Source organism: Streptomyces camponoticapitis (genome assembly GCF_014646115.1).
Classification (GTDB): Bacteria; Actinomycetota; Actinomycetes; order Streptomycetales; family Streptomycetaceae; genus Streptomyces; species Streptomyces camponoticapitis.
In genome coordinates this window covers 161,779-185,888 of record NZ_BMMV01000009.1, presented here as the reverse complement: position 1 = coordinate 185,888, position 24,110 = coordinate 161,779, and the positions used below count along the sequence as shown (strand labels likewise).

Genomic DNA, 24,110 nt, shown 5'->3' with positions numbered 1-24,110 from the left:
CGACGCCTCGCGGCACTAACCGGGAGAGTCACACCGCACCATGTCGATCGACGTCAACAACGAGTCAGGCACCGAGGTCGATGAGCAGGCGATCCTCGGGGCCGCCCGCTACGCGCTGACCCGGATGCGCATCCATCCCCTCTCCGAGCTCTCGGTGATCGTGGTGGACTCCGCCGCCATGGAGCAGCTGCACATGCAGTGGATGGACCTCCCGGGTCCGACCGACGTCATGTCCTTCCCGATGGACGAGCTTCGTCCGCCGGTGAAGGACGACGAGGAGCCCCCCCAGGGGCTCCTCGGTGACGTCGTGCTCTGCCCGGAGGTCGCGAAGACCCAGGGCGAGGAAGCGCCGACGCGGCACTCCATGGACGAGGAGCTCCAGCTCCTCACCGTCCACGGTGTGCTGCACCTCCTCGGGTACGACCACGAGGAGCCGGACGAGAAGGCCGAGATGTTCGGCCTCCAGGCGGCCATCGTGGACGGCTGGCGGGCCGAACAGGGCCTGACCGGTCCCTCTCCCGCGCCGACCGTCTCGTGATCACGCAACTGATCATCGGGGCCGTCGCGCTGGTGGTCATCGCCTGGCTGGCGGCCTGCGCGGAGGCGGGGCTCGCCCGCGTCTCCAGCTTCCGCGCCGCCGAGGCCGAGCGCTCCGGGCGGCGCGGCGCCGACCGGCTGGCGCAGATCGCCGCCGACCCGACGCGGTATCTGAACGTGGCGCTGCTGGTGCGCGTCGCGTGCGAGATGGCGGCCGGGGTGCTGGTCACCTACGTCTGCCTGGAGGAGTTCGCGGAGACCTGGGCCGCGCTGCTGGTGGCGATCGGGGTGATGGTCCTCGTGTCGTACGTGGCCGTGGGCGTCTCGCCGCGCACCATCGGCCGGCAGCACCCGCTGAACACGGCGACCGTCGCGGCGTACGTGCTGCTGCCGCTGGCCCGGATCATGGGGCCCGTCCCGCAGCTGCTGATCCTCCTCGGCAACGCGCTCACACCGGGCAAGGGCTTCCGCAAGGGACCGTTCGCGAGCGAGGCGGAGCTGCGCGCGATGGTGGACCTCGCCGAGCAGGAGTCGCTGATCGAGGACGACGAGCGGCGGATGGTGCACTCGGTCTTCGAGCTGGGGGACACGCTGGTGCGGGAGGTCATGGTGCCGCGTACGGACCTGGTCTGCATCGAGCGCTACAAGACGATCCGCCAGGCGCTCACGCTGGCGCTGCGCTCCGGCTTCTCCCGTATCCCCGTCACGGGGGAGAACGAGGACGACATCGTCGGCATCGTCTATCTCAAGGACCTCGTCAGGAAGACGCACATCAACCGCGACTCCGAGGCCGATCTGGTCTCCACGGCGATGCGCCCGGCGGCGTTCGTGCCGGACACGAAGAACGCGGGCGATCTGCTGCGGGAGATGCAGCAGGAGCGCAACCATGTCGCCGTCGTCATCGACGAGTACGGCGGCACGGCAGGCATCGTGACGATCGAGGACATCCTGGAGGAGATCGTCGGCGAGATCACGGACGAGTACGACCGTGAGCTGCCGCCGGTCGAGGAGACGGGCACCGACTCCTACCGGGTCACGGCCCGGCTCGACATCGGTGATCTCGGCGAGCTGTACGGGCTGGACGAGTTCGACGACGAGGACGTGGAGACGGTCGGCGGTCTGCTCGCGAAGGCGCTCGGGCGGGTGCCGATCGCCGGTGCGAGCGCGCTGGTGGAGCTGCCGGACGGCCGTACGCTGCGGCTGACGGCGGAGTCGCCCGCGGGCCGGCGGAACAAGATCGTTACGGTGCTCGCGGAGCCGGCCGGGAAGGCGGCGTCGCGATGAGCTCCGCCGGGGGCGGCTCGTTGTCGCGGGACGAACTGCGCGCGTTCTGCCTGGAGTTCAACGCGGTGAAGGAGGAGTTCCCCTTCGACCCCGAGACCTCGGTCTTCAAGGTGGTGGGGAAGGTGTTCCTGCTCACCGCCCTGGACGCCGAGCCGTTGAAGGTCTCGCTCAAGTGCGACCCGGACGAGGCGATACGGCTGCGCGCGGCCCATCCGGAGATCGTCCCCGGATGGCACCTCAACAAGCGGCACTGGAACACGGTCACGGTCCCCGGGCTGCCCGCGCGGATGGTGCGCGAGCTGATCGAGGACAGTTACGACCTGGTGGTGGCCGGTCTGCCGAAGGCGGAGCGTCTTCGGCTCGACCGGCCGTAACGGGCGCGCGCGGATCAGTTCTTGGGCCGCAGCCGGCGGCGTACCTGACGCCGGACGGCCGGACCGATCCGCCGTATCGAGCCGCTCTCCAGGGTGGACAGCCGCCGCTCCAGCGAAGTGAGCTTCTTCTGGAGCTCGTTGTTCTTCTTGGTGAGCACCTCGATACGGCGGTCCGTGATGGTGTGACGCTCGTGCATCCGGCTGAAGCGGTAGTGCAGCGCCCCGTCGTCGGTGCCGTCCCACACGCCGAGTGACGGCGGCAGATCGAGGGCACCGAGCCGCAGGTCGAAGGCGGCGCCGCCGTCGCCGTGCGTGAACGTGTTCTCCAGACCGTTCCTGTCGAGGAAGCCGACGAACCGGTCGAAGCGCTCCTTGTGCCCGCCGACCATCTCGCTGTAGTCGGCCTGCTCGTACAGTTCTTGCGGGTGGACGTCGGCGGGCGTGGTGCGAAGCATCCGGTGCGGGATGCCGAAGTAGCGGCAGAGTTCCAGGGTCCGGGAGTCGTGCACGAGGACGACGCTGGGGGTGCCGGCGAGCAGGGGCGCGATGTTGCCGTGGATACGGGTGCCGTAGACGAAGTCGTACGTCGCCAGTTCGTCCATCCATGTCTTGGGATCCAGCGGGACCCTGACCCGGTTCTCCTCGAACAGCGGGTGGGTCAACCGCCGGGGGAAGCGGGTCTGGGGGCCGGTGACGGCGGAGGTGTCGCCCCAGAAGAGGACTTCGGCGTCGGCGAGGTTCTGCGCGTAGTACCTGAGATGCGGGAAGCGGCTCAGCGCGTGGCGGGCCAGGCCCTCCATGTCGCCGACGGCTATCGCACCGGGGGACATGTTGATCGCTATCCGGGAGTGGGCGTCGATGGTGCCCGGGTCCCGGGGGGTCGGGAAGGTGTCGCCGTGCAGGAACATCGACGGGCACCCGATGACCTCGACGTGCCGCTTGAAGCCGAGCCGCTCCAGATAGGAGGCGGTCAGCTCGCCGCGCACACCTATGGAGGCGGATCTCTCCAGGACGGCCTTGACGAACCTCTTCACCGAGGCCTCGATGGGCACGAGTCTGGTGGTGTCGTAGTCCTCGGACACCTGCGCGCCCACGCCCACGACGACGACGGGGATGGTGAGCTGCTCGATGAGGGTGGAGAGCTTGTTCAGGTTGGGCTTGAAGGAGGGCCGGAAGGCGTTGGCCAGCGGAATGACGAAGACGTCGTAGTCCTCGTTGATCTGCCGCGCGCGCTCGGGCGTCGCGTCGGTGCCGATACCGTTGGACGTCACCTCGGTCCGCTCGGTGAGCAGGATCTTGTGCGCGGCGTCGCTGAAGAGCAGATTCCCGGAGTTCGTGCCGATCAGGTCCTTCTGGAGGAACTCCTGCTGACTGGCGACGTAGAACGGACTCTTCCCAGAGCGAATGAGTATGCGCTTCATGACCTTCTTCCTCGTCTGCTCGGACAACCTGCCCGGGAGCCCGGCAAAGCGCGCTCTTCCCCTCGGCGGCACCGTTCCCGATCACGTGACCTGGCCGCGTGGAACGGGACGATACCCGAGATCAAAAGCTAGAAGACATGCCTAATTCGTGCTTTGTTGGGACGCCGTTCATGTGATCTGCGGCTCCCGCACCACCCCGCGAACACCCAGGTTCACGCTCCGTCAGACGACCGGTGCGCTGAGTGCGCCGAGGGGGGTCTCGCGGAGCGCGCCGAGACGCACGACGGTGATGCCACGCAGCCGCATGAGCGACTGTCCGGCGCGGATCCAGCGGATGCGGGGATCGCCGAAGCCCACACCGCTCGCGTCCCACGCGACGGGGCTCGGATGTCCCGGGCGGTAGAGGACCCCTCGTACTCCGGCCAGGTCGAACGAGCGCGCCCGCAGGACGGTGCACCGCCGGCGGAGGTGCGGACACGCCTGGGCGGATTTCACGGCGCAGGGCGGGCAGAGAGGCGGCTGGGCGGTGACGAGTTCATCGATGTCCGATCCGGAGCCGTCAGTGTCATCCAGGCTCTCGCCGAGCATCCACAGCACGCCGTCGCCGGTCCAGTCGGCCGGAAGGGCGCATACCTGACACAGCAGGGCCTCCATGGCCAACCGTTGGCGTAGTGCGTGCACCTTGCCGAACTCGGGTCGCCCTTGCCTGGCAGCGAGGGGACACGCGTCCACAGGACGCCGTTCGTGTCCCGGTCGTACGGTCGCTCGTCCGCGTAGCCGATGCCACCGTTCTTCGCGACGACGCGTATGCCGGGTGACTCCTCCGCGCTCCACCGTGTGATGTAGGGCACGGGAGCGGGGTGTCGGTGTGTGGTGTTCGGCGGTGGCTTCTGACGTGTCATCGCAGCACGCAACCTCTCTAGACATCTTGAGTAGAACCTGTCGGGGCCAGCGGTGTCAATGAGATGTCTAGAGAGGTTGACGGTCCGAATGCTCTGTTACGGGTGTGGCCTAGGCTGTCTAGAGAAGACGGAAGGGTGTCGACGCATGGCGACCAGGGACGACGGAGGGCAGCCGAAGTACCGGCGCATCGCCGATGTGCTGCGTGAGGCGATTCGGCTCGGTGACTACGGTCCCGGGGCGCGGCTGCCAGGTGAGAACGAGCTCATGACCGAGCACGGCGTCGCACGGATGACGGCGCGGCAGGCACTCGGGGTGCTGCAGACCGAGGGGATCGCCGAGTCGCGCAAGGGGGCCGGGGTGTTCGTGCGGGCCTTTCGGCCGGTGCGGCGGCGTGGTGTCCAGCGGTTGTCAGGTGAGCTGTGGGGCGCCGGACGGTCGATCTGGGCGGCGGACATCGAGGACCGGGATCTTGTGGTCGATCAGATCGCCGTGACCGAGGAGCCCGCGCCGGAACGGGTCGCCCATGTGCTGGACCTCGCTCCGGGCGCCCCCGTGTGCGTACGAAGCCGCCGCTTCGTCCTGGACGGGAAGCCGGTGCTGCTGGCCGCCAGCCACCTGTCCGCCGCGCTCGTCGCGGGGTCCGCGATCACGCGGGAGGACACAGGGCCCGGCGGTATTTACGCCCGCCTCGCCGAACTCGGCCACGAACCCGCGCACTTCCGGGAGGAAGTCCGCTCGCGCATGCCGTCCCAGGAGGAGTCACGGCGATTGAGTCTGTCCGCCGGGACGCCCGTGATGCTGATCTGCCGCACGGCGTTCACCGCTGACGGCCGGGCGGTCGAGGTCAACGAGATGATTCTCGACTCGGCGTCTTACGTCCTGGAGTACGACTTCGACGCGTAAGGCGTCTCTCGACGACATCGGGTAGGGAGTGTCCGGATGGTGGCAGCGGGCGAGGGGGCGATGAGTGAGGTCCGGCGGCATTTCCGCGATCCGTCGGTCGAGATCGACGTGGGGCCGGGCTGGTTGGAGCTGGTGCTCGAATGCCATCGCGCCGTCGCCGCGGAGTTCCCCGAGTACGAGCTCTTGGCCGTCAAGCAGAAGTGGGCATCCTTGGCCTTCCAGGCGTTTCCGCGCCCATGGAGGCTCGGAGGGAACTGGACAGACGCCGAGTCCGAGCGACTCGACGAGGTCATCGAGGTGTTCGCGCGGCGCAGCGAGACGGTGTGCGAACGCTGTGGCGCGGACGGCTCCGAGCGTGCGAGCAGACCAGTCCTGCTGGTCCTCTGTGACAGGTGTGAGTCGCGGGTTCGGGAGGGACGGAGAATCAGCCGGTGATCGGCAAGCTGCAGTGCGTGGTGCTGGACTGCCCCGATGCGGGGGATCTCGCTCGGTTCTACCAGGCGCTCCTCGGAGGCGCCGTCAATCGATCCGATCCCAGGTGGGCCGTGGGCGACGGCTTCGCCACCCTGCACACCGGTGACGGTCTTGTGTTTGCGTTTCAGCGGGTGGCGGGGTACCGGGCGCCGCGGTGGCCGGACCAGGCGCATCCGCAGCAGTTCCATCTGGATCTCGATGTCGGGGACATCGACCGGGCCCATGAACAGGTCCTCGCTCTCGGTGCCACGTTGCTCCGCGTCGACCAAGCCGGGTGGCGGGTCTTCGCGGATCCGGCCGGGCATCCCTTCTGCCTTCTCGGCTGATGAGGGCGGGCCCCGTCCTCCGGCCGGCGCGGCTCTCTATGCTCGGCGTATGACGACGCAGAGCACCGAACTCGGTCCCGAGGACCGCAAGATCATTACGTTGGCCCGGAGCGCCCGTGCCAGGAACGGGGTGGCCGAGGGGGCCGCCGTGCGGGACGAGACCGGGCGGACCTATGTCGCCGGGAGCGTCGAGCTCGACTCCCTCAAGCTCAGTGCCCTGCGCACCGCCGTCGCCATGGCCGTCGCGAGCGGTGCCACCTCGCTGGAGGCCGCCGCCGTCGTCACCGAGGCGGCGGCGGCCAGCGACGAGGACCGGGCCGCCGTGCGCGATCTCGGCGGGCCCGGTACACCGGTGCTCGTGGCCGCTCCCGACGGGACCGTGCGGCTGGCCGTCACCGCCGGCTGAGGCATCCGGAGGGCCCGGGTCCGGGCCGACTGGTCGGCGGGGGCGGGGCGATCGGGGAGAATGGGCGCCATGAGCGCTCGTACCCCTACGTCTCCCGAGACTTCCGCCGAACCGTCCGAAGCCCCCCACCGGGCTGGTTTCGCCTGTTTCGTCGGTCGCCCCAACGCGGGCAAGTCCACCCTCACGAACGCTCTCGTCGGCCAGAAGGTGGCGATCACCTCCAGCCGGCCGCAGACCACGCGGCACACGGTGCGCGGCATCGTGCACCGGCCCGAGGCGCAGCTGATCCTGGTCGACACCCCCGGTCTCCACAAGCCGCGTACGCTGCTCGGGGAGCGGCTGAACGATGTCGTACGGACCACCTGGGCCGAGGTCGACGTCATCGGTTTCTGCGTGCCCGCCGACCAGAAGCTCGGCCCCGGTGACCGCTTCATCGCCAAGGAGCTCGCCGGGATCAGGAAGACGCCGAAGGTCGCGCTCGTCACCAAGACCGACCTGGTCGACTCCCGCGTCCTGGCGGAGCAGCTGATCGCGATCGACCAGCTCGGCAAGGAGCTCGGCTTCGAGTGGGCGGAGATCATCCCCGTCTCGGCCGTCAGCGGTGACCAGGTCGAGCTCGTAGCCGACCTGCTCGTCCCCCTGCTGCCGGAGAGCCCGCCGCTCTACCCGGAGGGCGATCTCACCGACGAGCCCGAGATGGTCATGGTGGCCGAGCTGATCCGCGAGGCCGCGCTCGAAGGCGTACGGGACGAGCTGCCGCACTCGATCGCGGTCGTCGTGGAGGAGATGCTGCCGCGCGAGGACCGGCCGGCCGACAAGCCGCTGCTGGACATCCACGCGAACGTCTACATCGAGCGGCCGAGCCAGAAGGGGATCATCATCGGCCCCAAGGGCAAGCGGCTCAAGGAGGTCGGGACCAAGTCCCGCAAGCACATCGAGGCGCTGCTGGGCACGCCGGTCTTCCTGGACCTGCACGTCAAGGTCGCCAAGGACTGGCAGCGCGACCCGAAGCAGCTGCGCAAGCTGGGGTTCTAGGGACCGCGGGGGCCCCGGAGGGCCCCGGGGGGCTCCGGAATGGGGCTTTCGAGGGGTTTTGGCCTCGACCCCCGGTGATCCCGCATACTGATACGGGCCCGCGCGGACCACCCGGCTCGGCTAGGCTGCGGCACATCATGCGTTTCGGGCTGCTTCTCCTTAGCTGCCGCGGCGAGGGTCTGTAGTCGTAGGCCGACCCCCTCCCCGCGGAGTCTGGTGATGCGGTTTTCCCGCCCCGTCGGCCGTTCCAGCGGACACACGAGGAGCCCTACGCAATGTCTGAGCGCATGTCCGACCCCGCGGTGGCCGGATCGGCCGTCGGCCGTCCCACCCCCGTCACGAACGCGACGCACACCCAGAAGCCGTCCGGGATGCCGATCCACAAGTACGGCCGCTACGAGGCCGTGGACATCCCCGACCGCACCTGGCCGGACAACCGCATCACCCAGGCGCCCCGCTGGCTCTCCACCGACCTGCGCGACGGCAACCAGGCCCTGATCGACCCCATGTCGCCCGCGCGCAAGCGCGAGATGTTCGACCTGCTGGTACGCATGGGCTACAAGGAGATCGAGGTCGGCTTCCCGTCCTCCGGCGAGACCGACTTCGCCTTCGTACGGTCGATCATCGAAGACGGCGCCATCCCCGAGGACGTGACCATCTCCGTCCTGACGCAGGCCAGGGAAGAGCTGATCGAGCGCACCGTCCAGTCGCTCGTCGGCGCCCACCGCGCCACCGTCCACCTGTACAACGCCACCGCCCCCACGTTCCGCCGCGTCGTCTTCCGCGGCACGCGCGAGCAGGTCAGGCAGATCGCCGTGGACGGTACGCGGCTGGTCTCCGAGTACGCCGAGAAGATCCTGGGCCCGGAGACCGTCTTCGGCTACCAGTACAGCCCGGAGATCTTCACCGACACCGAACTGGACTTCGCCCTGGAGGTCTGCGAGGGCGTCATGGACGTCTGGCAGCCGGAAGAGGGCCGCGAGATCATTCTCAACCTGCCGGCCACCGTCGAGCGGTCCACGCCGTCCACGCACGCCGACCGTTTCGAGTGGATGTCGCGGAACCTGTCCCGCCGCGAGCACCTCTGCCTCTCCGTCCACCCGCACAACGACCGCGGCACCGCCGTCGCCGCCGCCGAGCTGGCGATCATGGCCGGGGCCGACCGGATCGAGGGCTGTCTGTTCGGCCAGGGCGAGCGCACCGGCAACGTCGACCTGGTGACCCTCGGCATGAACCTGTTCTCCCAGGGCGTCGACCCGCAGATCGACTTCTCGCAGATCGACGAGATCCGCCGCACCAGCGAGTACTGCAACCAGATGGAGATCCACCCGCGCCACCCCTACGCGGGCGACCTCGTCTACACCGCCTTCTCCGGCTCCCACCAGGACGCCATCAAGAAGGGCTTCGACGCCATGGAGGCCGACGCCGCCGCCCAGGGCAGGACGGTCGACGACATCGAGTGGGCCGTGCCGTATCTGCCGATCGACCCCAAGGACGTGGGCCGCAGTTACGAGGCGGTCATCCGGGTCAACTCCCAGTCCGGCAAGGGCGGCATCGCCTACGTACTGAAGAACGAGCACAAGCTGGACCTGCCCCGCCGGATGCAGATCGAGTTCTCGCGGATCATCCAGGCGAAGACCGACTCCGAGGGCGGCGAGGTCACGCCCGGCGCGATCTGGTCGGTCTTCCAGGACGAGTACCTGCCCAACGCCGAGGAGCCCGGCGCCCGTTGGGGCCGGATCCAGCTGCGGTCCGGCCAGACCACGACCGAGAAGGACGGCACGGACACCCTCACCGTCGAGGCGGTCGTGGACGGGGTCGAGACCGTGCTGACCGGCACCGGCAACGGGCCGATTTCGGCCTTCTTCGCCGCGCTGGCCGCCGTCGGGGTCGACGCCCGGCTGCTGGACTACTCGGAGCACACCATGAGCGAGGGCGCGAGCGCGCAGGCCGCCTCGTACATCGAGTGCGCCATCGACGGAAAGGTGCTGTGGGGTATCGGCATTGACGCCAACACCACGCGCGCCTCGCTGAAGGCCGTCGTCTCCGCGGTCAATCGCGCACCGCGCTGACCTGAGGATTTACGGGCCCCGTCCACCGATCGCGGTGGGCGGGGTTCGGCCATGTCGTGGCGACCTGACGCCCAGGTAATGACGCCGCATCGTTGCTGTGGTTAACATCACGTCAATGCGGCAAAGTTGCCGAAGCGTTACGGAGGTGCGCGACGTGCTGCCAGGCCAGGGACCGAACGGCAGGAAACTGCGCATCTGCGGCATCACGACCGCGTGGAACACGATCGGTGACGGGGAGTTCTTCTGCCCCGACTGCGGGGGTGACCGCAACTACCGGCGACGCACCGGCCGTCGCCGCTTCGCGGTCCTCGGCGTCCCGCTGGTGCCGCGCGGCTCGGCCGGCCCGGTCGTCGAATGCGCCGCCTGCCACGGGCACTTCGGCACCGACATCCTCGACCACCCCACCACCGTCCGCTTCTCCGCGATGCTCCGCGACGCCGTGCACACGGTGGCACTCGCCGTCCTCGCCGCGGGCGGCACGTCCTCCCGTACGGTCCGCGAGACCGCCGTCGGCACGGTCAGGGCCGCCGGGATCGAGGACTGCACCGAGGAGCAGCTCACGGACCTGGTGGACGCGCTGGCCGCCGACACCGGACGTTTCCTGCTCGACCCGGGCCCCTGCGGGGCGGCGCTCGCCATCGAGCTGCACGAGGCCCTGGAGCCGCTGGCCCCGCACCTCGCCGCGGCCGGCCGGGAGTCGATCCTGCTCCAGGCCGCCCGGATCGCCCTCGCGGACGGGCCCTACAGCGCGTCGGAGCGCGACGTGCTCTCCACCGTCGGCGGGGCGCTGCAACTGCGCGCCGACGACACGGCCCGGCTGCTCGAATCGGCCCGTACGCCCTCCCCCTGAGGAGCCGTCCCGTCGAGCCCGTACGCCGTGCCCTGAGCCCCTGCGCCTACTCCCGGGCGGTACTCTCCCGGGAGTAGCGGGGCGCCCCCGTCACCCACGGCAGTAACGCCCATCTCGCCCTCACGCGCGACGAATCCGCCTCTTGCGGGCCCGAGGCTGAAACCAGACTCTGACCGGCTGTGCAGAAGGGGGGGCCCGCGATGGGGCCCGAGAACAAACGCCGACGTCTGCTGCCCTGGGCGGTGGTCGGGCTGTGGGTGATCGTGATCGCCGTGGCCGCCATGTTCGCCGGGAAACTCACCGACGTGCAGCGTGACGAGGCCGTCGACTACCTCCCGGCGAGCGCCGACTCCACCCATGTGGAGAAGGTCCGGCAGGAACTTCCCGGCGGTGAGACGACCGATCTGATCGTCGTCTACCACCGCGACGGCGGACTCACCGCCGGCGACCGGGCGGTCGCCGACGGGCAGTTGGCCCGGATCGCCTCCGAGCAGAAGCTCACCGCCCCGCCCAGGGGCATCCCGTCCGAGGACGGTACGACCCTGATGTACCCGATCGCGAGCGCCGTGCCCGACCGGCCGGGCGTCGACAGGGAGGCCGTGCAGATCGCCTTCGTCGAGGACGTACGGGCCGTCACCACGGCCGACAGCGGCACGGGCGGCGGCAGCGGCCTCGACATCGAGGTCGGCGGAGCCGGCGCGCTCCAGTCCGACATGGAGGCCGTCTTCGAGTCCATCGACGGCACCCTGATGATCGCGACCGTGCTGGTGGTCGCCGTCCTGCTGATCTTCACCTACCGCAGCCCGTTCCTGTGGATCGTGCCGCTGTTCGTCGTCGGCGCCGCTGCCGTCAGCTCCATGGCGGTTGTCTACGGCCTGGTGCAGGGCTTCGACACCGTCGTGAGCAGCCAGAGCTCGGCCATCATGACGGTGCTCGTGTTCGGCGCGGGTACCGACTACGCGCTGCTGCTGGTCGCCCGCTACCGCGAGGAGCTGCGCCGCGTACCCCACCCGTACGACGCCATGCGCATTGCGCTGCGCGGCTGCGGCCCCGCCGTCCTCGCCTCCTCCGGCACCGTGGCGGCCGGTCTCCTGTGCCTCCTGGCCGCCGACCTCAACAGCAGCAGCGGCATGGGACCGATCGCCGCCATCGGCGTCGTGTGCGCGCTCGTCGCGATGCTCACGCTGCTCCCCGCCGTCCTGGTGCTGCTCGGCCGCCGTGTCTTCTGGCCGCTGATCCCCGTCCACGGCAGCGAGGGCAAGCAGCGCCGCTCCTTCTTCGCCGCCATGGGCACGTCGGCCGCCCGCAGGCCGGTCGCCGTGCTCGCCACCGGCGTGGTGGCGCTCGGTGCCCTCGCCCTCGGCGTGCTGAACCTTCCTGGCACGCTCAAGCAGGAGGACAGCTTCATCGACAGGCCCGAGTCGGTCGTCGCCATGGCACATCTGGCGGCTGCCTACCCGGAGCAGAGTGCCCAGCCCATCAGCATCATGGCGCCGACCGGCACCGCTGACGCGGCGCTCGAAACCGCCCGCTCGGTCTCCGGCGTCGCCGACGCCGAACGGGGCCGCAGCGGCGGCGGCTGGACCGAGATCACCGTCTTCGCGAAGGACGCGCCGGAGTCGGCGGGGGAGACCGCCACCATCGAACGGCTGCGGTCGACCCTCGACGACGAGACATATGTCGGCGGTCCCAGCGCGCAGCAGATCGATCTCGCCGACACCAACGCGCGCGACCGGATGTACGTCATCCCGCTCGTCATCATCGCCGTCCTGCTGATCCTCGTCGCCCTGCTGCGCAGCCTCGTCGCACCCCTGATGCTGGTGTTCGCCGTCGTGGTCGTCTGGGGGGCGGCGATGGGCATCGGCGGGCTGGTCTTCGAGCCGCTGCTGGGCTTCGGCGGGATGGATCCCGGGCTCGCGCTGCTCTCGTTCGTCTTCCTCGTCGCCCTCGGCGTCGACTACGGCATCTTCCTGATGCACCGGATGCGGGAAGAGGCCCTGAAGGGGGCGGAGCCCGAGGCCGCCGCGCTGACCGCGCTGCGTACCACGGGCGGCGTGATCGCCTCGGCCGGTGTCGTACTCGCCGCGACGTTCGGTGTCCTGGCCAGCCTGCCCCTGGTGATGCTCGCCGAGATGGGCATCCTCGTCGCCGTGGGCGTCCTGCTGGACACCTTCCTGGTGCGTACGTATCTGGTGACGAGCGCGAGCGTGCTGCTCGGCCGCAAGGTCTGGTGGCCGGGGGCGCTCTCCAAGCCGCCGGCGGCGCCGTTCCCCGACGAGGAACGGGACGACCGCGACCGGGAGTCGGTCACCACCGGCGCCTGAGCCGCCCGAAGCGACCGGTGCGGTACGGCTCCTCGTCCCCGGAGCCGTACCGCACCGGACCATGTCCCGTCCCGCCCCCGACGAGAGAGGATGGGCCCGTGCCAGAGACCTCAAGCAGAGGACCGCTCACCGAACGCGTCTTCGCCGTGCTCAACCGCGATCCGCTCGACGCACCGAACCAGCTCCGCACGGACCTGGTGATCACCGGGGTCGCCGGCGCGCTGGGCGTCCTGCTCGCCTTCGTCGTGACCGACGGCGGCCGCCCCGACGCCCTCGGCTGGGTGCTGTTGGCCGCCGTGACCGCGTCCCTGATCTGGCGGCGCCACCACCCCGTCGCCGCGCTCACGGTCATGGTGCCGCTCGTCGCCGTCTACCACGCGCTGGACTACTCGCACGCGGCCACCACCCCGGCCACGATGATCGCCCTCTACACCCTCGCGGTCACCGGCCCGCCGATGCGCGCCGCGCTGCTCGGTGTCGGCATCGTCAGCATCACGCTCACGGTGATGCTGGTGATCAACACCGACCGGGGCATCGAGATGCTCCGCACGTCCGGCTGGATCATCGCGGTCATCGTCGTCGGCATGGACGTACGCGTCTACCGCAAGTACATCGCGGCGGTCGTGGAACGCGCCGAACGCGCGGAGCGGACCCGGGAGGAGGAGGCCGCCCGGCGCGTCGCCGAGGAGCGTCTGCGGATCGCGCGGGACCTGCACGATCTGCTGGCCCACAGCATCACGCTCATCGGCGTCCAGACCTCGGTGGCCTCGCACATCCTGTCCGTCGACCCCGAACGGCTGGACCGGGCAGCCATCTCCCAGGCGCTCGACGGCATCTCGGACACCTGCCGCGACGCGCGCTCGGAGCTGCGCACCACGCTGGAGGTGCTGCGCGCCGCCGGCACGGGCGAGGACGAGGAGGGTACCTGGGCGGGGGCCCTGCCCGACCTGGCGGCGCTGTCCGGCCTCGTGGAGTCCGCGCGGACGGCGGGCGCGGAGGCGGAGCTCACGGTGCGGATGGAGGGCGTACGGGTGCCGCCGGTGGCCGAGGCGGCGGCGTACCGGATCGTGCAGGAATCGCTCACCAACGCCGTACGGCACGCGGGCCCCGCCCCACGGGTGCGGGTCCGGGTCGAGACGTCGGACGGCGCCCTGCACGTCACCGTGACCGACAACGGGGGCAGACCCGGAGGCAGGGCGGCGCCCGCCGACCCCGGCTACGGCATCGTCGGCATGCGTGAGCGGGCCCGCAGCGTCGGGGGCACGCTCGACGCGGGGCCGTACGACGGCGGGTTCCGGGTGTCCGCCGTCCTGCCGCTGCGGGAGCGCGGCGAGCCGGCATCGGATGCCGGGGCGCCCGCAGGGCCGGCGAAGTCGGTGGAAGCCGGCCGGGCCACCGGTCTCACCCGACGACGGGAGTCGCTCGCATGAGCATGATCCGTGTACTGCTCGCCGACGACCAGCGTCTCGTCCGGGCCGCCTTCGCGATGCTCGTCGAGTCCGCCCCGGACATGGAGGTCGTGGGCCAGGCCGGCACCGGCAGGGAAGCCGTGGAACTGGCCGGTTCCGCGCGCGCCGACCTCGTCGTCATGGACATCCGGATGCCCGACACCGACGGCATCGAGGCGACCCGGCTGATCGCCGCCGACGACGACCTCGCCGGCGTCAAGGTGCTGGTCCTGACCACGTACGACACCGACGACCACGTCGTGGAGGCGCTGCGCGCGGGCGCGTCCGGCTTCCTCGTGAAGGACACCAGGCCCGCCGAACTCCTCACCGCCATCAGGACGGTGGCCGCCGGCGACTCCCTGCTGTCCCCGGGCCCGACCGCGCGCCTGATCGCCCGGGTACTCGGTGCCCGCAGCGGGATCCCTCAGATGATGACGGCCGGTGGCCCCGAGTGCCTGTCGGTCCGGGAGCGGCAGGTGCTCGCCCTCGTCGCACGCGGCCTCACCAACACCGAGATCGCGGAGTCGCTCGGCCTCAGCCCGCTGACCGCCAAGACGCATGTGAGCCGCATCATGGGCAAGCTCCAGGCCCGGGACCGGGCGCAACTCGTCATCATCGCCTACGAGTCGGGGCTGGTGACCCCACGCGACGACCGGATGTCCGCCGCCGACGCCGCCGACGGCTGAGGTCCGCCGGAGAGGGGGCGCGCCGGGGAAGACCGGGGCGGCAGACCTGCCCACCTCCCCGTGCGGGAGAATGGCGCCATGAGCCTGTTCCGCGACGACGGCATCGTGCTGCGCACCCAGAAGCTGGGTGAGGCGGACCGCATCATCACGTTCCTCACCCGGGGCCACGGCCGCGTCCGGGCCGTCGCACGCGGAGTCCGCCGTACGAAGTCCAAGTTCGGCGCCAGGCTCGAACCGTTCTCCCATGTCGACGTCCAGTTCTTCGCACGCGGCAGCGAACTCGTCGGACGCGGCCTGCCGCTCTGTACGCAGAGCGAGACCATCGCCCCGTACGGCGGCGCCATCGTTACCGACTACCCCCGCTACACGGCCGGTACGGCCATGCTGGAGACCGCCGAGCGGTTCACCGACCACGAGGGCGAACCGGCGGTCCAGCAGTATCTGCTCCTCGTCGGCGGGCTGCGCACCCTCTCGCGCGGCGAGCACGCCCCGCATCTGATCCTCGACGCCTTCCTGCTGCGCTCCCTCGCGGTGAACGGTTACGCGCCGAGCTTCGACGACTGCGCGAAGTGCGGTCTCGACGGGCCGAACCGGTTCTTCTCGGTCGCGGCCGGCGGCGTCATATGCGCCGAGTGCCGGGTGCCCGGCAGCGTCGTACCCTCGCCGGAGGCGGTCGGTCTGCTCAGCGCGCTGCTGACTGGCGACTGGGGGACGGCGGACGCGTGCGAGGCTCGTCATGTCCGGGAGGGCAGCGGGCTGGTGACCGCGTATCTGCACTGGCATCTGGAGCGCGGTCTGCGCTCACTCAGATATGTAGAGAAGAATTAGGAGACACGAGCGCATGGCACGACGCGGAATCCTGGGCCGGCCCCGCCGCGAGTACAAGGTCCCCGAGCCGCACCCCTCCGGTGCGGTCCCGCCGAAGATCCCCGGCGAGCTGGTCCCCAAGCACGTCGCGTGCGTGATGGACGGCAACGGGCGATGGGCGAAGGAGCGCGGTCTGCCGCGCACCGAGGGCCACAAGGTCGGCGAGGGCGTCGTGCTGGACGTCCTCAAGGGCTGTCTGGAAATGGGAGTCAAGAACCTCTCCCTGTACGCCTTCTCCACCGAGAACTGGAAGCGCACGCCCGACGAGGTGCGCTTCCTCATGAACTTCAACCGCGATGTCATCCGGCGCCGCCGCGACGAGATGGACGAGCTCGGCATCCGGATCCGCTGGGTCGGCCGGATGCCCAAGATGTGGAAGTCGGTCGTCCAGGAGCTCCAGGTCGCGCAGGAGCAGACCGTGGACAACGACGCCATGACGCTCTACTTCTGTGTCAACTACGGCGGCCGCGCGGAGATCGCGGACGCGGCGCGGGCGCTCGCGGCGGACGTGGCGGCGGGCAAGCTCGACCCGTCCAAGGTCAACGAGAAGACTTTCGCGAAATATCTGTACTACCCGGACATGCCGGACGTGGATCTCTTCCTGCGGCCGAGCGGTGAGCAGCGTACGTCCAACTATCTGATCTGGCAGAGCAGTTACGCCGAGATGGTCTTCCAGGACGTGCTGTGGCCGGACTTCGACCGTCGGGATCTGTGGCGGGCCTGTCTGGAATTCGCCCACCGGGACCGCCGCTTCGGCGGCGCGCTGCCCAATGAATCGGACAAGTCGGGCGAGTTGGGCGAGAAGAACCACCCGGGCGAGGGCGGGAACGAAGGCGCGTAGAGGGCTGGGACAGGCCCTGCGGGGCGGGTCGGCCGGGAGGCCGGCCCGCACCGGTCACCGGCCCGACATGTCCTGACCGGACGAGGCCGCCGCCCCCGGGCCGTTCCCCGAGGCGCACTCGGCGCACGTGCCGAAGACCTCCACCGTGTGGGCCACGGCCACGAAACCGTGCTCGGCCGCGATCGTCTCGGCCCACTGCTCGACGGCCGGCCCCTCGACCTCGACGGCCTTGCCGCACACCCGGCACACCAGATGGTGGTGGTGATCGCCGGTCGAGCAGCGCCGGTAGACGGACTCCCCGTCGTTCGTGCGCAGCACGTCGACATCGCCCGCGTCGGCGAGCGACTGGAGCGTGCGGTAGACCGTCGTCAGACCGACCGAGTCACCGCGGTGCTTCAGCATGTCGTGAAGTTCCTGGGCGCTCCGGAACTCGTCCACCTCGTCCAGCGCGGCGGCCACCGCGGCCCGCTGCCGGGTCGATCGGCCGCGTACAGGGGCAGTGCTCGCCCCACCGCCAGGCGCAGTCGTCACGGGTGCCTCCAATACATCTGCCCGGAATCGCTCTGTCGGGTCATTCTGCCAGTTCGCGTCGGGCCGTGGCCTCGTCCGAGGGGCCGCGCATGGCGGGAACCGGCGGACTCTCCGGCCCCGGAGATCCCACCGGTCCTTCGACCGGTCCCTCCGCCACCGGGTCTCCGCCCTCCGCCGACCGCGAGGCCCGTGCCCGCCGTCTAGCCAGTGGCGTCGCGAGCACGGTCAGGACGAGGAAGACGCCGATGGCCAGCAGGACGATCGTCGCGCCGGGCGGCACGTCCTGGTAGTACGAGGTGACCGTGCCGGCCAGCGTCACCGCCGTACCGATCACGACCGCTGTCACGAAGGTGACGGCGAAGGACCGGGTGATCTGCTGCGCGGCGGCGACCGGCACCACCATCAGCGCGCTGACCAGCAGCAGGCCCACGACCCGCATCGCGACGGTGACCGTCACCGCCGCCGTGACGGCGACGAGCAGGTTCAGGGCGCGCACCGGCAGCCCGGTGACCCGCGCGAACTCCTCGTCCTGGCTGACGGCGAACAGCTGCCTGCGCAGCCCCACCGTGACCAGCACCACCAGCGCCGCCAGGACCCAGATCGCGTCCAGATCGGCCTCGGACACGGTGGAGAGCGAGCCGAAGAGGTACGAGCTGAGGTTGGCGTTCGACCCGGTCGGCGAGAGATTGATCAGCAGGACACCGCCCGCCATACCGCCGTAGAAGAGCATGGCCAGCGCGATGTCGCCGCGCGTGCGGCCGTACGCCCTGATCAGCTCCATCGCGATGGACCCGACGATGGCCACGGCCGTCGCCATCCACACCGGGCTGGTGGAGAGCAGGAAGCCCAGACCGACACCGGTCATGGCGACATGGCCGATGCCGTCGCCCATCAGGGCCTGGCGCCGCTGGACGAGATAGATGCCGACGGCGGGCGCGATGACGCCGACCAGCACGGCCGCGATCAGGGCCCGCTGCATGAGCGCGGTCTCGAGGATTTCCATGATCAGGTCAGCAGTCCCGTACGGAGCGGCTCACCGGCCGCGTGCGGATGGCAGCCTTGATTGGCCAGATGTCCTTGACTGGCCGGATGACCGGGTTCGTCGCCGGCCGGCGCGTGCTGTCCCACCGCCTTCGGAGGCGGCCCGTCGTGCATCACGCGGCCCTCGCGCAGCACCACCGCGCGGTCGATCAGCGGCTCCAGCGGACCCAGTTCGTGCAGGACGAGCAGGACGGTCGTCCCGGCCGTCACCTGCTCACGCAGCGTGGCCGCCAGGATCTCCTGGCTGGCCAGGTCGACGCCCGCCATCGGCTCGTCCATGATCAGCAGTTCGGGTTCGGCGGCGAGGGCGCGCGCGATGAGCACCCGCTGGTGCTGGCCGCCGGAGAGCGCGCCGACCGCGTCCTTCGCCCGGTCCGCCAGACCGACCAGCTCGATGACGCGCTGGACGGCCGCCCGGTCGGCCCTGGTGGGCCACCGCAGCAGGCCGGTGCGGGAGAGCCGCCCGGAGGCCACGACCTCGCGGACGGTGGCCGGTACGCCGCTCGCGGCCGTGGTGCGCTGCGGTACGTAGCCGACGCGCGACCAGTCGCGGAAGCGCCGCAGCGGGGTGCCGAAGAGGGTCACCTCGCCGCCGGTGAGCGGGACTTGGCCGATCACGGAGCGTACTGCGGTGGACTTGCCCGAACCGTTCGCGCCGAGCAGCGCGACCACCTCGCCGCGCCGCAGGGAGAGGTCGATACCGCGCAGGACGGGGCGCGAGCCCAGCGTGGCGGTGGCGCCGCGGAGCGACAGGACGGTGGGCGCGGGGGGCGGCGTGGAACCGGTGTCCGGGGCGGTCCTCGGTACGTCGTCCGCTTCCCTCCCCGCCGACTCCGCCCGCCCGGTGTGCGTCGTTGCCACGTCCCGTACCTCCGTTGCTCCGGTCAGCTGGTTCACTTCGCGCCGAGGGCTTTCTCCAGCGCGGCGAGGTTGGACTTCATGACCTCGACGTAGTCAGCGCCCCTGGACTTCTCCGTGATTCCCTCGACGGGGTCGAGGACGTCCGTCCGCAGTCCGCTGTCGGCGGCGACGGTCTTCGCCGTCTTGTCGCTGACCAGGGTTTCGAAGAAGACCGTACCGACCTTCTCCTCGGCCGCGATGGACCGGAGCTCCTTGATCCGCGCCGGGCTGGGCTCGGACTCGGGGGAGAGGCCCGAGATGGACTCCTGTGTGAGGCCGTAGCGCTCGGCGAGATAGCCGAAGGCCGAGTGGGTGGTGATGAAGGTCTTGGTGGAGGTGCCGGCCAGCCCTTCCTTGAAGGCGGTGTCGAGGGTGGTGAGCCGCTCGACGAGGGCGGTGGTGTTCTTCCGGTAGGCCGGGGCGTTGTCCGGGTCCGCCTTCTCCAGCGAGGCGCCGACGCCCTTGGCGACCTCCGCGTACTTCACGGGGTCGAGCCAGATGTGCGGGTCCGTACCGGCCTCGCCCTCCTCACCCGCGTGCTCCTCCTCACCGGCGTGCTCCTCGCCGTGCTCGTCCCCGTGGTCGTGTCCGACCTCCGAGCCGTGCTTCTCCAGCGTGGTGAGGGAGGCGGCGTCGACGGTGTTCGGTACCCCCGCGGCGGTGATGGCCTCGTCGACCGCGGGCTGGATGCCCTTGAGGTAGAGGATGTAGTCGGCCTCGCCGAGCCGCGCGGCCTGCCGGGTGCCCAGCTCCAGCTCATGCGGCTCGACACCGGGCTTGGTGAGGGTGGAGACGTCGACGTGGGACCCGCCTATCTCCTCGGCGAGATACTGCATGGGGTAGAACGACGCGACCACCGCGAGCTTGTCGCCGCTCTTCCCGGCGGCTCCACCGGCGCCGTCGGCCGCGTCGGAGGGGGAGCACGCGGACAGCGCGACCAGGCCGAGGGTGACGGACCCGGCGAGCGCGGCGGTGGGTATCAGGCGTCGTCTGTTCATGACAGTCATTTTCAACAAAAGTGGAAACGATTGTCAACAAGGGGTGGTGAACGCCGCCGCGGGGAACCGATTTGATACAGGGGGTGCGCCCGCCGCTAATCTGAGGCATTCGCCGTTCGCCGTCGTAATGAAGAGAGCACCGTGGCCGCCGACAAGATCGACAGCATCGTCAACCTGAGCAAGCGCCGTGGCTTCGTCTACCCATGCAGCGAGATCTACGGCGGTCAGCGTGCCGCCTGGGACTACGGGCCGCTCGGGGTCGAGCTGAAGGAGAACATCAAACGCCAGTGGTGGCGTTACATGGTCACTTCGCGCGAGGACGTTGTCGGTCTCGACTCGTCGGTGATCCTGGCTCCCGAGGTCTGGGTGGCCTCGGGCCATGTCGCCACGTTCACCGACCCGCTCACCGAGTGCACCTCCTGCCACAAGCGTTACCGCGCGGACCACCTGGAGGAGGCGTACGAGGAGAAGCACGGCAAGCCGGCGGCCAACGGCCTGAAGGACATCAACTGCCCCAACTGCGGCAACAAGGGCACCTTCACCGAGCCCAAATCCTTCTCCGGTCTGCTCTCCACCCACCTCGGCCCCACGCAGGACTCCGGCTCGGTCGCGTATCTGCGTCCCGAGACCGCGCAGGGCATCTTCACCAACTTCGCCCAGGTGCAGCAGACGTCGCGCAAGAAGCCGCCGTTCGGCATCGCGCAGATGGGCAAGTCCTTCCGCAACGAGATCACGCCCGGCAACTTCATCTTCCGCACCCGTGAGTTCGAGCAGATGGAGATGGAGTTCTTCGTCAAGCCCGGCGAGGACGAGACGTGGCAGGACTACTGGATGGAGCAGCGCTGGAACTGGTACCGGGACCTCGGCCTGCGCGAGGAGAACATGCGCTGGTTCGAGCACCCGAAGGAGAAGCTCTCCCACTACTCCAAGCGCACCGCGGACATCGAGTACCGCTTCAGCTTCGGCGGCTCGGAGTGGGGCGAGCTCGAAGGCGTCGCGAACCGCACGGACTACGACCTCAACGCGCACTCCAAGGCGTCGGGCCACGACCTGTCGTACTTCGACCAGGAGGCCGGTGAGCGCTGGACGCCGTACGTGATCGAGCCCGCCGCCGGTGTCGGCCGCGCCATGCTGGCCTTCCTCCTCGACGCGTACAACGAGGACGAGGCGCCCAACGCGAAGGGTGTGCTGGAGAAGCGCACGGTGATGCGGCTCGACCCGCGGCTGGCGCCGGTAAAGGTCGCGGTGCTGCCGCTGTCGCGCAACCCGCAGCTGTCGCCGAAGGCGAAGGGGCTCTCGGCGGACCTGCGGAAGAACTGGAACATCGAGTTCGACGACGCGGGCGCCATCGGCCGGCGCTACCGCAGGCAGGACGAGATCGGCACGCCGTTCTGCGTCACCGTCGACTTCGACACACTCGACGACGACGCGGTGACGGTGCGCGAGCGCGACACCATGAAGCAGGAGCGCGTCTCGCTGAGCCAGATCCAGGGTTACCTGGGCGAGCGGCTCCTCGGCTGCTGATTACGGTCGTGGCTCGAAGCCCCCGGTTCCATGACGGAACCGGGGGCTTCGTCGCACACTGCTCGGTGGCCGAATTCGTCAACAGGAGGCACCCATGCCGCCCACGACCAGCAGCAAAGTAAGCCGATGGGACCAGCACGGCCGCGAGCACGTCGTCCATGTGCGGAAGGCGGGCATCCAGCGTGCCTTGACCTGCGACACCTGTGGCTGGAAGAAGAACGCGCAGTTCCTGCCGTGGCTGAAGGCCGAGGAACATCTCGGCGAGGCGCACCAGGCGACGGTGGATCCGACGGTGACGGGCAGCGGCTGAACACGGCCGCGGTGCCCGTGCCGTGCCGGGAAAATGAGGTGAGGTGCCACCCGCCCGGTGGTAGCGTCTCGGGCATGTTCTTCCAGATCTACGAGTGAGAACGCGGCGGTCACGGTCCGCCTCTCACCAGACGAATCCGCAGATCACTTCGCCCTCACCAATTCGGGAGAACCCGTGGCAAAAAGCCGGAACAACCTTCTCGGCGTGGGCGGACAGCGTAAGAAGCTGTCCCGCGCCGACCAGCAGGGCAACGGCCCCACCCGGAACGCCGACCGCAAGGTCGCCGAGGACAAGAAGCAGGAACTCGTGCGCAAGATGCGCGAGCGGGCGACCGGTACGGAGTCCGACGAGGGCACCGTGAACACCGACGACGCGACCGACGCCACCGGCTCGACGGACACGGGCGCCGCGAGCGACGGGCCTGCCGCCCGGTCCTGACCGACACAGCACGACGACGGCCCCGGTCACCTCTGTGACCGGGGCCGTCGTCGTGCCGCCTCACTTCACCTCGCGCGGCAGCCGCAGACTCAAGCCCCCCGTCAGGACGATCGCGGCCAACTGCACCAGCAGCGTCACGGTCAGGGCCGTGCCCATGCCCGAACTCTCGGTCAGGCTGAGGAAGAGCGAGCCGAGCGTCGCCACGCCGAGTGCCAGTGCGGACTGCTGGGTCGTGATCATCACGCCGCCGCCCACACCGGCCCGCTCCGGCGGTACCTCGGAGAGCACGATCCGGAAGATGACCGGCAGTTGGAGGCCCTGGCCGAATCCCGCGATCGCGGTACCGGGCAGCAGCGCGAGCGTCCCGAGCGACGGCCAGTCGCGCCAGACCGTGAACGCCAGCAGCGCGATACCGACCGCCTGGATCGCGGAGCCCACCGTCACGACGAGGCTGCCGTGGCGCCGTACCAGCCGGGGCCCGGCCAGCGTGGCGAAGAAGAAGGCCACCGCGCACGGCACCAGCGCCACTCCCGCGGCGACGGCGGTCATGTGCAGCCCCTGCTGCATGGCGATCGCGATGACGAACATGAAGCCGCCGAAGCCGATCGAGAACGGCAGCACGAGCGCCAGCCCCCGGCGCAGCGAGACCAGCGCGAACAGGCTCGGCGGCACCAGCGGCGTACGGCCCTGCCGGTCGGCGCGCCGCTCCACGGCGAGGAAGGCGAGTGCCGCGACCGGGAAGGCGGCCAGTGACACCCAGGTCCAGGCCGGCCAGCCGGCCGCCCGGCCTTCGGTGAGGGGTGCGAGGAGCGTCATCAGCGCGACGGCGAGCAGCACGGTGCCCGGTACGTCGATGGGAGCGGGCCGCTGGGAGCGGGTCTCGGGCATCGTACGGAGGGCGAGCAGCAGCCCGGCGAGCGCGATCGGCACGTTAACCAGGAAGATCGCGCGCCAGCCGCTGCCCGCGATGTCGGCGGCCACCAGCACACCGCCGAGTATCTGGCCGACGACCATCGAGAGTCCGGCGGTGGCGCCGTACAGACTGAGCGCCTTCGCCCGGCGGTGTCCCGACGTCGCCGACTGGATGGTGGCCAGCACCTGCGGGAGCATCAGCGCGGCGGCGGCGCCCTGGGCGACGCGGGCGCCGACCAGCGTCCAGGCGTCGGGCGAGAGACCGCAGGCGAGCGAGGTCAGACCGAAGGCGGCCATGCCGGTCATGAAGAGCCGGCGGCGGCCGAACATGTCGCCGAGCCGTCCGCCGAGGACGAGCAGGACGGCGTACGCGAGTCCGTAGCCGGCGACGACCAGCTCCAGCAGGGCGGGGCCGGCGTTCAGGTCGTGCTCGATGGTGGGCAGGGCGACGTTGACGATGAAGAAGTCGATCAGCGGGAGCGCGGCGCCCAGGAGCACGGTGAACAGGCCGAGGGGACCCAGCACGGAGCCGTGGTCGTGGATGACGGCGGTGTCGGACGCCGACGCCGTGGTGGACGCTGCCGCGGACGCGGACGTGGAGGTGGATGTCGACGCGGAGAGAGGTGCGGATGTTCTACTCACTTCAACGACGATCGTTCACCGCGGACCCTGGTACCAGAGTGTCTTTATCCTGGTAGAGGAAGT

The 24,110-nt window shown here is 70.0% G+C and carries 25 protein-coding genes; 18 read left to right on the top strand and 7 right to left on the bottom strand.

What is annotated here, in order from left to right:
• Positions 1-40: 40 nt before the first annotated feature.
• The 3 genes from ybeY to IEY79_RS16650 are packed head-to-tail and all read left to right on the top strand — an operon-like array spanning position 41 to position 2,195.
• Positions 41-538 (top strand): rRNA maturation RNase YbeY, encoded by a 498-nt coding sequence (gene ybeY, locus IEY79_RS16660; protein WP_147872981.1) that lies wholly within the window; start codon positions 41-43, stop codon positions 536-538.
• Positions 535-1,821 carry a hemolysin family protein gene (locus IEY79_RS16655; protein WP_189108266.1) on the top strand — a complete coding sequence of 429 codons (1,287 nt, stop codon included), beginning with the start codon at positions 535-537 and terminating at the stop codon, positions 1,819-1,821. Before ybeY ends, IEY79_RS16655 begins: the two co-directional genes overlap by 4 nt.
• Positions 1,818-2,195: an MmcQ/YjbR family DNA-binding protein gene (locus IEY79_RS16650; protein ID WP_373292555.1), complete on the top strand. Its 378-nt coding sequence runs from the start codon at positions 1,818-1,820 to the stop codon at positions 2,193-2,195. The genes IEY79_RS16655 and IEY79_RS16650 overlap by 4 nt, the downstream gene beginning before the upstream one ends.
• A 14-nt stretch (positions 2,196-2,209) precedes the next feature.
• On the opposite strand, the gene IEY79_RS16645 is transcribed toward IEY79_RS16650, so the two are convergent.
• The gene (locus tag IEY79_RS16645) at positions 2,210-3,616 is read right to left on the bottom strand and encodes a polysaccharide pyruvyl transferase family protein (RefSeq protein WP_189108265.1); all 1,407 of its coding nucleotides are present in this window, start codon (positions 3,614-3,616) and stop codon (positions 2,210-2,212) included.
• 222 nt (positions 3,617-3,838) lie between these two features.
• Complete coding sequence (locus IEY79_RS37380; protein ID WP_229700903.1) at positions 3,839-4,270, bottom strand: hypothetical protein; 432 nt, start codon at positions 4,268-4,270, stop codon at positions 3,839-3,841.
• Between the two features lie 393 nt (positions 4,271-4,663).
• On the opposite strand from IEY79_RS37380, the gene IEY79_RS16635 reads away from it, so the two are divergent.
• The 12 genes from IEY79_RS16635 to IEY79_RS16580 all read left to right on the top strand — a co-directional run bounded on the left by IEY79_RS16635 (position 4,664) and on the right by IEY79_RS16580 (position 16,751).
• Positions 4,664-5,422 (top strand): GntR family transcriptional regulator, encoded by a 759-nt coding sequence (locus tag IEY79_RS16635; protein ID WP_189108264.1) that lies wholly within the window; start codon positions 4,664-4,666, stop codon positions 5,420-5,422.
• A gap of 36 nt (positions 5,423-5,458) precedes the next feature.
• Positions 5,459-5,857 (top strand): hypothetical protein, encoded by a 399-nt coding sequence (locus IEY79_RS16630; RefSeq protein WP_189108263.1) that lies wholly within the window; start codon positions 5,459-5,461, stop codon positions 5,855-5,857.
• Positions 5,854-6,222 carry a VOC family protein gene (locus IEY79_RS16625; protein WP_189108262.1) on the top strand — a complete coding sequence of 123 codons (369 nt, stop codon included), beginning with the start codon at positions 5,854-5,856 and terminating at the stop codon, positions 6,220-6,222. Before IEY79_RS16630 ends, IEY79_RS16625 begins: the two co-directional genes overlap by 4 nt.
• Positions 6,223-6,271: 49 nt before the next feature.
• Positions 6,272-6,628, top strand: a complete 357-nt coding sequence (locus IEY79_RS16620; RefSeq protein ID WP_189108261.1) for a cytidine deaminase-like protein — start codon at positions 6,272-6,274, stop codon at positions 6,626-6,628.
• A gap of 69 nt (positions 6,629-6,697) precedes the next feature.
• Entirely contained in the window at positions 6,698-7,663 is a 966-nt protein-coding gene (era, locus tag IEY79_RS16615) for a GTPase Era (protein WP_373292554.1), read from the top strand.
• A 275-nt stretch (positions 7,664-7,938) separates the two neighbouring features.
• Positions 7,939-9,735 carry a 2-isopropylmalate synthase gene (gene leuA, locus IEY79_RS16610; RefSeq protein WP_229700902.1) on the top strand — a complete coding sequence of 599 codons (1,797 nt, stop codon included), beginning with the start codon at positions 7,939-7,941 and terminating at the stop codon, positions 9,733-9,735.
• Positions 9,736-9,889: 154 nt separating this feature from the next.
• Positions 9,890-10,585 carry a tellurite resistance TerB family protein gene (locus IEY79_RS16605; RefSeq protein WP_189108259.1) on the top strand — a complete coding sequence of 232 codons (696 nt, stop codon included), beginning with the start codon at positions 9,890-9,892 and terminating at the stop codon, positions 10,583-10,585.
• A gap of 200 nt (positions 10,586-10,785) precedes the next feature.
• Entirely contained in the window at positions 10,786-12,909 is a 2,124-nt protein-coding gene (locus tag IEY79_RS16600; protein WP_189108258.1) for an MMPL family transporter, read from the top strand.
• 98 nt (positions 12,910-13,007) lie between these two features.
• Positions 13,008-14,339, top strand: a complete 1,332-nt coding sequence (locus tag IEY79_RS16595) for a sensor histidine kinase (RefSeq protein WP_229700901.1) — start codon at positions 13,008-13,010, stop codon at positions 14,337-14,339.
• Positions 14,336-15,043, top strand: coding sequence for a response regulator transcription factor (locus tag IEY79_RS16590; RefSeq protein WP_189108256.1), 708 nt, complete (start codon positions 14,336-14,338; stop codon positions 15,041-15,043). The genes IEY79_RS16595 and IEY79_RS16590 overlap by 4 nt, the downstream gene beginning before the upstream one ends.
• 78 nt (positions 15,044-15,121) lie before the next feature.
• Complete coding sequence (recO, locus tag IEY79_RS16585; RefSeq protein ID WP_189108255.1) at positions 15,122-15,871, top strand: DNA repair protein RecO; 750 nt, start codon at positions 15,122-15,124, stop codon at positions 15,869-15,871.
• A gap of 13 nt (positions 15,872-15,884) precedes the next feature.
• Positions 15,885-16,751 carry an isoprenyl transferase gene (locus IEY79_RS16580; protein WP_189108254.1) on the top strand — a complete coding sequence of 289 codons (867 nt, stop codon included), beginning with the start codon at positions 15,885-15,887 and terminating at the stop codon, positions 16,749-16,751.
• 54 nt (positions 16,752-16,805) lie between these two features.
• Here the strand turns inward: IEY79_RS16580 and IEY79_RS16575 are convergent, their stop codons facing one another.
• The 4 genes from IEY79_RS16575 to IEY79_RS16560 all read right to left on the bottom strand — a co-directional run bounded on the left by IEY79_RS16575 (position 16,806) and on the right by IEY79_RS16560 (position 20,221).
• Positions 16,806-17,282: a Fur family transcriptional regulator gene (locus tag IEY79_RS16575; RefSeq protein WP_189108253.1), complete on the bottom strand. Its 477-nt coding sequence runs from the start codon at positions 17,280-17,282 to the stop codon at positions 16,806-16,808.
• A gap of 40 nt (positions 17,283-17,322) precedes the next feature.
• Positions 17,323-18,285 (bottom strand): metal ABC transporter permease, encoded by a 963-nt coding sequence (locus IEY79_RS16570; protein ID WP_189108252.1) that lies wholly within the window; start codon positions 18,283-18,285, stop codon positions 17,323-17,325.
• A 2-nt stretch (positions 18,286-18,287) separates the two neighbouring features.
• Positions 18,288-19,076 carry a metal ABC transporter ATP-binding protein gene (locus IEY79_RS16565; RefSeq protein WP_229700919.1) on the bottom strand — a complete coding sequence of 263 codons (789 nt, stop codon included), beginning with the start codon at positions 19,074-19,076 and terminating at the stop codon, positions 18,288-18,290.
• Between the two features lie 140 nt (positions 19,077-19,216).
• Entirely contained in the window at positions 19,217-20,221 is a 1,005-nt protein-coding gene (locus IEY79_RS16560; protein ID WP_189108250.1) for a metal ABC transporter substrate-binding protein, read from the bottom strand.
• Positions 20,222-20,362: 141 nt separating this feature from the next.
• Here IEY79_RS16560 and IEY79_RS16555 point away from each other — a divergent pair, with 141 nt between their 5' ends.
• From IEY79_RS16555 to IEY79_RS16545, 3 genes are all read left to right on the top strand, one after another.
• The gene (locus IEY79_RS16555) at positions 20,363-21,745 is read left to right on the top strand and encodes a glycine--tRNA ligase (RefSeq protein WP_189108249.1); all 1,383 of its coding nucleotides are present in this window, start codon (positions 20,363-20,365) and stop codon (positions 21,743-21,745) included.
• A gap of 94 nt (positions 21,746-21,839) precedes the next feature.
• The gene (locus IEY79_RS16550; RefSeq protein ID WP_189108248.1) at positions 21,840-22,055 is read left to right on the top strand and encodes a hypothetical protein; all 216 of its coding nucleotides are present in this window, start codon (positions 21,840-21,842) and stop codon (positions 22,053-22,055) included.
• 174 nt (positions 22,056-22,229) lie between these two features.
• Positions 22,230-22,493 carry a DUF6243 family protein gene (locus IEY79_RS16545; RefSeq protein WP_189108247.1) on the top strand — a complete coding sequence of 88 codons (264 nt, stop codon included), beginning with the start codon at positions 22,230-22,232 and terminating at the stop codon, positions 22,491-22,493.
• A 60-nt stretch (positions 22,494-22,553) separates the two neighbouring features.
• Here the strand turns inward: IEY79_RS16545 and IEY79_RS16540 are convergent, their stop codons facing one another.
• Positions 22,554-23,930 carry an MFS transporter gene (locus tag IEY79_RS16540; RefSeq protein ID WP_189108331.1) on the bottom strand — a complete coding sequence of 459 codons (1,377 nt, stop codon included), beginning with the start codon at positions 23,928-23,930 and terminating at the stop codon, positions 22,554-22,556.
• Positions 23,931-24,110 lie beyond the last annotated feature (180 nt).